Source organism: Mycobacterium sp. NGS49 (assembly GCF_059812565.1).
The window spans coordinates 24983-32459 of record NZ_JCALCX010000047.1 but is presented as its reverse complement, the minus strand read 5'-3'; the positions used below and the strand labels follow the sequence as shown (position 1 = coordinate 32459).

Here is a 7477-nt window from a genome sequence, read left to right as displayed (position 1 = left end):
GCAAGATGTCACTTCGGGCATCGACCACAGCGGAGTTGGTATTCGACGAATGTCGGCTGCCTCCGGAATCCGTTCTGCCCGACGCCAAAGGTCTGCGCGCACCGCTCGCGTGCCTGAACGAGGCTCGATTCGGGATCGTATGGGGGGCAGTGGGAGCTGCCCGCGCCTGTTATGAGGCCGCGCTCGATTACGCCGGGACTCGCACCCAGTTCGGCCGACCAATAGCGGGCTTTCAGCTGACCCAGGCCAAACTCGTCGAAATGGTCACGCTCGTCAACAACTGCTATTTGCTGGCGTTGCACCTGGGCCGGCTCAAGGACGCCGGCCGGCTGCAACCCGAACAGGTCAGCTACGGCAAGCTACACAATGTGCAAAAGGCACTCGAGGTGTGCCGTTCGGCACGAACAATTCTGGGCGCCAATGGAATTACTCTCGAATACCCCGTGATGAGACACATGGCCAACCTTGAATCGGTGCTCACGTATGAGGGAACCGGCGAGATTCACACACTTATCGTCGGGCAGGCCATAACCGGTTTGGGAGCGTTCCGCTAGGAGATCCCACCCCGCAGATTTGCCGAGCAGGGCGCTGGTCGCGTCGCGCCCTGCTCGCTGCACGTCATCGGAGCCGGGGTATGCAAGTATATTTCCTGCTCGTGGAGCTCTACCAGCTGCGTTACTTCCAGACCGTCGCCGAGCTCGGAACGCTTCGTGATGCCGCCGAGAAACTGCTGGTGTCGCAGTCGGCGGTCAGCCGTGCTATCGCCATGCTGGAGTCCGAGATCGGGGTCGAACTGTTCACCCGGCGTGGCCGGGCCAACGAACTGAACCGTTTCGGGCAAGCATTCCTACGCTCGAGCCTGGCGAGCCAGCGCAGCCTTGATGCCGCGGTAGCCGGGGTGCGCGAACTCGCCGGCGCAGACGCCGGGACGGTGGCACTGGGGTTCCTGGTGTCCCTGGGTGTGGCCACCGTGCCGCGGTTGATCCGGCGTCACCACGATGCATACCCGATGGTCCGCTTCGAATTGCGCCAACGCGCCGGACCAGCACTGGTCAGTGACCTGGCTAGCGGGCTCATTGACGTGTGCCTGAGCTACCCGATGTCCTTCGACGAATCACCCGGCGTGCAGTGGCACAAGTTATTCACCCAGCAGCTCTACGCCGTCGTCGACCGCGAACACGCCCTGGCCCGTCGGTCTTTGATCGGTTTCGACGAACTCGCGGGCCAACGTTTTGTCGCCCTCGACCGTGATCACACGCTGCGCAGGATCTTCGACAACGCCTGCGACCGCCACCACTTCACTCCTTCTATCGCCTTCGAGGGCACCGACATCACCACGCTGCGCGGACTGATCGGAGCCCGACTAGGCGTCGGGGTGCTGCCCAAAGCCGCCACACCTCCGCCCGACATCGTCGAGATCGCCGTCGATGACAAAGAACTTGTGCGCCCCATCGCTGTCGGTTGGACGACCAACCGCTACTTGACGCCGTCAGCGGCCGCGTTTCGCGACACCGCCATCGCCTCATGCGGACTACCCGACCAAGATTTCATCAACTAGGTCCCGCAGCGTCGCCCGTGAGGGCCTACGTGAGTTTCAAGAGACGCAGTACTTCAGCATCGCCGACACCGTTTAACTACGCGACGTTAACCGCGACAGGCCCGCAGTTCGGAAGCGAAAGGCTGCACCCGGTTATGGACGCGGTTTGCGAACAACGGCCCAATGGTTGAGGACCGGATCGCGACCATTCTTGGACGTTGCCTACCCATATCCGCACAAGCGCAAGATAGTCTTGCATCATTTCGGACGAAGTTCTGCTTGCGCCACCGCGTACCGATCCGAACTCATGTAGGTCGCCCCTCGGAGCAGGTGTCGTCGGCCGGTCAATAAGCCGTGGTGCACGCGCGGATCGACGCGCGTAATGTCGTTGATCAGGCAGTTTGCTGCCCAATGCATCGAGTGCACGAGCATGGCGCGACTTCGCGCCATGCTCGGTACGCGGCGAAGGAATCCCGCCGGATGGACGGCGTCAAAATCAACAATATCTTCGAATATCTGTACATTATCATTTCGCTAACAAACTGGAATCGGCCACCGTAGCGGTTATTCTGACATCCTCGAATCCGACACGCCGTCCGGTTCTTGGCAGGATTCCAGTTTCAAATAATACCTCAATGACTGAAGCCGGCGTCACGGCAACGCCCCAGTAGGAGCCGATGGTGATTCAAAGAAAGTCACTATTCGAAGTCCCAGAAGAAAGGGTTTGGCGATGAGCTATGCAGTACTTCCGCCTGAAGTCAACTCCGCGCTCCTGCACTGTGGCGCCGGGTCAAGCCCGATGCTGGCCGCAGCCGCAGCTTGGGGCAATTTGGCTGGCGAGTTACAAAGCATGGCCGGCGCCTTCTCATCCTCTATAGCCGGCCTAGTACAGGGCGTATGGCAGGGGCCAGCGGCGGCGAAAATGGTCGAAGCCGCCGCGCCGTACGCCAGTTGGCTGCATGCCGCGGCCACCCATTCTGAAAGTGTCGCAAGGCAATCCAACACAGTAGCGGCGGCTTTCGAGACCGCCCAAACCGCCACCGTGCACCCTGTCGCGATCGCCGCTAATCGTGCGCTCACGGCTGCTCTGGCGCGAGCGAACTTCCTCGGATTCAACATCCCGGCGATCATCGCGATGGAGGCTGAGTACGAAGCGATGTGGGCCACGGACGTCAGCGCCATGTTCAACTATCACGTCGAAGCATCAGCCGCCTGGTCGCAGTTGGGATCGCTACAGAACGGTGCGCCCTTGCAGCAGTTGCTCCGCCTGCTACCGGGAATCCCGGCGGGCGGAGCCCCAACACCCACAACCGTCACCCCCGCCACCGAACCACAACCACCCACCACCGCAACCCCACCCACCACCGAAACGCCGGTGACGGGCGGGAGTTCGACACCTACTGCACCGAATCGTCCAATCAAGGTTCTGGCGCCTGAAGATGGGGGTCAAGCCACCATCCCGCCGATCAGGAAGGTGGGCTCTGCAGGCTGATCGAAGGCCCGCGTAGCCCAGAGATGAGCCAGTTCATGACCCCGCTCCGGGGTATGGACTGGCTTATCTCAGACGGTGATGCAAGTGCCCGCAGTGACGGGAGTAGTCGCTGAACGGCCGTAAGCGAAACGTTCGCGTCCCCGACCCCAACGTGAGGGATATCGCCTAATGCAAGAAATGACTCAAAATCCGGCTGTATTCACCAGCGGTGCTCAAATCGTGGCCGACGGCGTCGACGCCACGAATCGCCGGTTTGCGCCCAGCCGGTGCGGACGAGATTTCGGCGAAGGCGGTGGCCGCGTTCACGACCAGGGCCATCGATTTCCTGCGAATGCATTGGCTCAAAGGGAGCTCATGCGGGCCGGCCGGACCGTACACGGGGCGACCGTGTGTAGCGGATAACGACGCCTGCGATTCCTCCGACGACTGGTAGCGCCGTTGTCTGCAAACTTCCCGGCCCGACGGCGCCGGAAGACTCGCCGCTTCCCGGCGGGGTAACACGAGAGAAAGAAGATACGTATGGCAGAGATGAGAACGGATGCCGCGGCCCTGACCGCGGAAGCGCGAAACTTCGACCGGATCGCCGGCGAGTTGAAAGAACAAATTGCGAAAGTGGAGTCGACGGCAAGCGCATTATCTGCCCAATGGCGCGGCCAAGCCGGCGCTGCCGCACAGGCCGCCCTGGTCCGCTTCCAACAGGCCGCCGCCAGGCAAATCACCGAACTGAACGACATATCTTCGAACATTCACGCCGCCGGCGGACAATACGCCGCCGCCGACGAGGAACACCACCACGCGCTCGCCGCACAGATGCAGTTCTGATTTTCGACACTGAGACGGAGCAGAATATGACTTCACAGCACTGGAATTTTGTTGGTATCGAAGGCGGTGCCGGCGACATCCTCGGCTATTCCCAGGCGACTGAAAGCCTTCTCGACGACGGTAAAAGGTCGCTCACGAATCTTGCAGCAGCCTGGGGGGGCGCGGGGTCCGAGGCCTACCAATCGGTCCAGCGAAAATGGGACGAGACAGCCAACGACCTGAATTCATCCCTGCGCAACCTGGCCCGAGCCATTAGCGAATCCGGTCAGGCGATGGCGCAGACGGAATCTAACATCACCGGTATGTTCGGCTAACTCGGCGAGCGAAGACGGGGCGAGTTCGGCTGCGGACTCGCCTTTTCTTTAATTGCATACAAAATTCGGCGATCTTAATTCGGCACGCACGGTGGCAGACGTCACTGCTGGAATTGCAACCTAGGAGGTTCAGCGTTGGTGAGAATATTGACCGTGGACCCTTGCGGCCTGAGCGATGCGGCGAAAAGGCTGCAAAGTGTGGTTCTCCCGGCGGCTCCGACCGCGGCGGTTATCGCCGGTACAGATCCGGCCGCACTGGCGATTAAGTCCACCATGCCGGCGGTGGAGGCGCCGGTCGTCGACGGCCTACCGGCCACTGCCTCGGCCATCAGGCGGACAGGATCCGACATGGCCAGCGCCGCCGCCATGTATGCCGAGCTGGATCAGACATTGAGCGATGCAATTGCCCGGCTCAGCCAGATCACCACGGGGGCGTCACACGTCGGCCAGACGGTCGCCGCACAGCTGCAGACGGGAGAATCGCAATTTGGCTTGGCGACCATAATGCCCAGTTTGGCTCTGCAGCAGGCAACTCCGATTACTCAGGGCTTGATCCAAAGCGCGCAAGCCGCTGCGGAAAGCAGTTCGGGCGCGAATGCAATGCCCGCACAGTTCGTCGGGGACAGCGGTCCCGCTGTGTCCCCTTGTGCGCAGGCGTTGGAAGGCGAAGCCGATGGGCCCGGCCGGGACCGGCACCAGCAAGAGCCCGAGCCGGAGCGCTCCGCAGACTTAGCCACCCCAGACACTCAGCCATTTGACGGCGATATCCCGAAGGACGGTTCTGACAGTCCTGACGATGGCCGGCAGCGATCACTGGAAAGTCTGCCCGGGCGGCTGCTGACGACCCGCAGCACTGAGAAGAGACCGGTTGAGAGTGATCTATGACGGTTGCCTGTCAGCTGCGACGGTTTCAGGTGTGAAATCCATATCGGTTGGAGAATAGGGCGGTCTGCGCTGCGGCGACCTGCTCCGGCGTCGACAGCGCGACCCCCTTCGCAATGAAGTCATGAAATGCCTCGCCGCCCTGCACATTCAATGCTCGCAATACGTCCGATATCGAATCGTCCCCTGATGATTGCGGGTGCTGTCCGGCCAGGCCTTTCCGGCGGGCGAGGTCGGCAAGCACGAGAATCTCGTCTACCAGCTCGGATTCACTCATGCGGGTAGCCTGCGGCGCGAGCTCCACCTGCTGGATCCCGCCGTCGAGGCGCGCTGAGACGGACACCGTTTCATAAGGATTCACCACGGTGAAAACCTCGCCCCTCTGCTCCCCCTCCCCTTGGTCACACGCGCGTTCGGCATGCAGGCGGAGGGCTTCGCGCTCGGTTGGGGCGTCGTGCGGATCAGATGGCAGATAGGCGCGTAACGCTGCGGCAAGCAGCTCTTCGGCCGTGCCATCGTCGCTGACTGTGAAATTCAGCGAGACCAAATCGTCGCGGTTCTTGTCGTCACCTGGCAGGTGCTGCGGCATGAAATCCCCGTCTTGCAGATCGATTGCGGAAAGGTGAAGTCGGGCGTCGGGTCATCGGTGCTCGGCGAAGCGCGACCGGCACGGAAACCGAATCTCAAGGGCCATCTCGTGGGGTGCCATCACCCAGCGCGCATGCTCGAAGACCGAATACCTGCGCGTCACAACGAACGCATCAGTTGGTCGAGCGCCCTGCTGGTTCGCTCATCTGTGTTGCTATAGCCGTCCTGAGCGGCTCGTAAGCGAGCAGCGAGGCTGGCAGCGGCCTGCCCGATGGCCTCACCGGCTGTGCGGCGCACTTCCTCCGCGTCGCTGAATGCAGTGTTGGACGCTCCGCAGACAACCCCGTGGGTCACCCAGACCTCGGTGCCGAGTCCTGAGGTTGCCGACGCCGCGGTTGCTGCCACAGCGGCAGCCTCGTCTTGTTTTGCTGCCAGCGCTTCGAGGTATCCGGGTGCGACGGTCAAATCAGGCATCGTGGGCCTCCTGTATCTCTCGGTTTGGCGTCGCCGCGTCGCTGGTTCGCTTAACTGTCGGTGTTCAATCCGTGCTCGACGTGAAGTGCCGACTTGGCAACAGCAGCATCGCTCCCGCCGGATTCGATCGGCGCTCGCTCGCCGCCGTCGGCGCCCGGACCGGCGCCACCGGTGTTGAGGTCGCGGGTGAGGGCCGTCAGGTCGTCATTCGTTTCCGGCGCCACGGTCGCTGCAGACCACGAGGGGTTCTTCACCGATGGAGTGCGGGCAGTCCGCGGTCGCTGTCCGGTCGCAAGGCTGCCGCCGTAAAGGGGTGGGGTGCCGTGCCCGTGTGGAGTCGCCTCTTCGGAAGCCGTGATACTTGCTGACACATCGCTGGCCGGCCGTGCGCCATCGCCGATCAGGGCGTCCAAGGTCCGACGTTGTGTCGGCGACGCCGTCTTGCGGGCCATGGAGCCGGCCGAGGTGGCGACGCTCGGTTGGGACGGTTGTGCGGAGGTGCGCTCGAACGGATCGCCGATGCCAGCAATCGTGGGCTGATCTGCTGCCCGTGCCCCGCTTGACGAACCGGCAGAAACCGCCTGTGCAGATTCGAGGACTGTGCGGTACTGCCCGGCGATGGCGTCCGCCGATTTCGCATTCTCGGAGGAGTACACAAGCACCGTGCCCATCATGCCCGCGACCGTGGTCATCGCCAGGCTGCACACCGTAATTGAGAAAACCCGCGACGCGACCGGGCCAGCCCCCGGCATCCAGATCATCGCCAGCGCCACCAAGTATGCGGCGACCAGGAGCGCTTTGACGATCCCCAGGGCCAATCGGAGGTGGGTGACCCATTCGGCCTGGTTCTTGACCAGTTCCGCCAGCTTCCGGTCAAGGTCAGCCATCGCATGTGCGACGTCGAGCAGTATCGTGTCCTGCGCCGCATAGGCCTGCGACGCTGACCCCTGCCAGCTGGAATCAGGCAGAGCTGACTTCAGCTGCTCATGCAGGGCGGAGAAGTGTTGACAACCGGCTTCAAGATGGTCTCCTTGCGTTGGCGGCCCGAAACCCGTCGTCAACTCCACGGCGTCGACGAAGGTGATCGCCCAGCAGATAGCATCGGCCGCCCGCCCCGCTGCCCGGAAATCCTCGGCGTTTATCGTCAAACCCAGATTTCGGTCGACGCGCCAGTTGTACATCGAAGTAACGATTCGTGTAGCTAGCTTCTTGCCGAATATCGCGACCGTGTCCCCGCCCATGCTGGTCGCCATCGACGCATAGTATTCATCACTGCCGTCGCCCCCCATACCACCGAATTGGTGGCCCATTTCACCACCGAATTGTTGACCCAAGCCGATTAGACTCCCGATAATCCTGGCGCCTTCA

At 62.2% G+C, this 7477-nt stretch carries 10 protein-coding genes; 6 read left to right on the top strand and 4 right to left on the bottom strand.

Annotation, left to right across the window (positions count from 1 at the left end):
* The 3 genes from AC5Y7D_RS28425 to AC5Y7D_RS28415 all read left to right on the top strand — a co-directional run.
* Nucleotides 1–554, top strand: a 554-nt coding sequence (locus tag AC5Y7D_RS28425) for an acyl-CoA dehydrogenase family protein (RefSeq protein WP_499929364.1), incomplete at its 5' end; no start/stop codon positions are given.
* An 80-nt stretch (nucleotides 555–634) separates the two neighbouring features.
* Nucleotides 635–1558, top strand: a complete 924-nt coding sequence (locus tag AC5Y7D_RS28420; RefSeq protein ID WP_499929363.1) for a LysR family transcriptional regulator — start codon at nucleotides 635–637, stop codon at nucleotides 1556–1558.
* 709 nt (nucleotides 1559–2267) lie between these two features.
* The gene (locus AC5Y7D_RS28415) at nucleotides 2268–3029 is read left to right on the top strand and encodes a PPE family protein (RefSeq protein WP_499929361.1); all 762 of its coding nucleotides are present in this window, start codon (nucleotides 2268–2270) and stop codon (nucleotides 3027–3029) included.
* A 165-nt stretch (nucleotides 3030–3194) separates the two neighbouring features.
* On the opposite strand, the gene AC5Y7D_RS28410 is transcribed toward AC5Y7D_RS28415, so the two are convergent.
* A complete protein-coding gene (locus AC5Y7D_RS28410) occupies nucleotides 3195–3347 on the bottom strand; it encodes a hypothetical protein (protein WP_499929360.1) in 153 nt (50 codons plus the stop codon).
* Between the two features lie 201 nt (nucleotides 3348–3548).
* Between AC5Y7D_RS28410 and AC5Y7D_RS28405 the strand changes: the two genes are divergently transcribed.
* The 3 genes from AC5Y7D_RS28405 (at nucleotide 3549) to AC5Y7D_RS28395 (ending at nucleotide 5050) form a co-directional block, all read left to right on the top strand.
* Nucleotides 3549–3851, top strand: a complete 303-nt coding sequence (locus tag AC5Y7D_RS28405) for a WXG100 family type VII secretion target (protein WP_499929359.1) — start codon at nucleotides 3549–3551, stop codon at nucleotides 3849–3851.
* 26 nt (nucleotides 3852–3877) lie between these two features.
* Complete coding sequence (locus AC5Y7D_RS28400) at nucleotides 3878–4165, top strand: WXG100 family type VII secretion target (protein ID WP_499929358.1); 288 nt, start codon at nucleotides 3878–3880, stop codon at nucleotides 4163–4165.
* Nucleotides 4166–4303: 138 nt separating this feature from the next.
* Complete coding sequence (locus AC5Y7D_RS28395; RefSeq protein ID WP_499929357.1) at nucleotides 4304–5050, top strand: hypothetical protein; 747 nt, start codon at nucleotides 4304–4306, stop codon at nucleotides 5048–5050.
* Between the two features lie 25 nt (nucleotides 5051–5075).
* Here the strand turns inward: AC5Y7D_RS28395 and AC5Y7D_RS28390 are convergent, their stop codons facing one another.
* The 3 genes from AC5Y7D_RS28390 to AC5Y7D_RS28380 all read right to left on the bottom strand — a co-directional run bounded on the left by AC5Y7D_RS28390 (nucleotide 5076) and on the right by AC5Y7D_RS28380 (nucleotide 7398).
* Complete coding sequence (locus AC5Y7D_RS28390; protein WP_499929356.1) at nucleotides 5076–5636, bottom strand: DUF2694 domain-containing protein; 561 nt, start codon at nucleotides 5634–5636, stop codon at nucleotides 5076–5078.
* A 158-nt stretch (nucleotides 5637–5794) separates the two neighbouring features.
* Nucleotides 5795–6109: a type VII secretion target gene (locus tag AC5Y7D_RS28385; protein WP_499929355.1), complete on the bottom strand. Its 315-nt coding sequence runs from the start codon at nucleotides 6107–6109 to the stop codon at nucleotides 5795–5797.
* Between the two features lie 50 nt (nucleotides 6110–6159).
* Nucleotides 6160–7398 (bottom strand): EspA/EspE family type VII secretion system effector, encoded by a 1239-nt coding sequence (locus AC5Y7D_RS28380; protein ID WP_499929354.1) that lies wholly within the window; start codon nucleotides 7396–7398, stop codon nucleotides 6160–6162.
* Nucleotides 7399–7477: the final 79 nt, after the last annotated feature.

What these genes read in the sequence shown, in the direction of transcription:
- AC5Y7D_RS28420 (WP_499929363.1), top strand. Translation starts at nt 635, where the DNA reads ATGCAAGTATATTTCCTGCTCGTGGAGCTCTACCAGCTGCGTTACTTC.
- AC5Y7D_RS28415 (WP_499929361.1), top strand. Translation starts at nt 2,268, where the DNA reads ATGAGCTATGCAGTACTTCCGCCTGAAGTCAACTCCGCGCTCCTGCAC.
- AC5Y7D_RS28410 (WP_499929360.1), bottom strand. Translation starts at nt 3,347, where the DNA reads ATGGCCCTGGTCGTGAACGCGGCCACCGCCTTCGCCGAAATCTCGTCC.
- AC5Y7D_RS28405 (WP_499929359.1), top strand. Translation starts at nt 3,549, where the DNA reads ATGGCAGAGATGAGAACGGATGCCGCGGCCCTGACCGCGGAAGCGCGA.
- AC5Y7D_RS28400 (WP_499929358.1), top strand. Translation starts at nt 3,878, where the DNA reads ATGACTTCACAGCACTGGAATTTTGTTGGTATCGAAGGCGGTGCCGGC.
- AC5Y7D_RS28390 (WP_499929356.1), bottom strand. Translation starts at nt 5,636, where the DNA reads ATGCCGCAGCACCTGCCAGGTGACGACAAGAACCGCGACGATTTGGTC.
- AC5Y7D_RS28385 (WP_499929355.1), bottom strand. Translation starts at nt 6,109, where the DNA reads ATGCCTGATTTGACCGTCGCACCCGGATACCTCGAAGCGCTGGCAGCA.
- AC5Y7D_RS28380 (WP_499929354.1), bottom strand. Translation starts at nt 7,398, where the DNA reads ATGGGGGGCGACGGCAGTGATGAATACTATGCGTCGATGGCGACCAGC.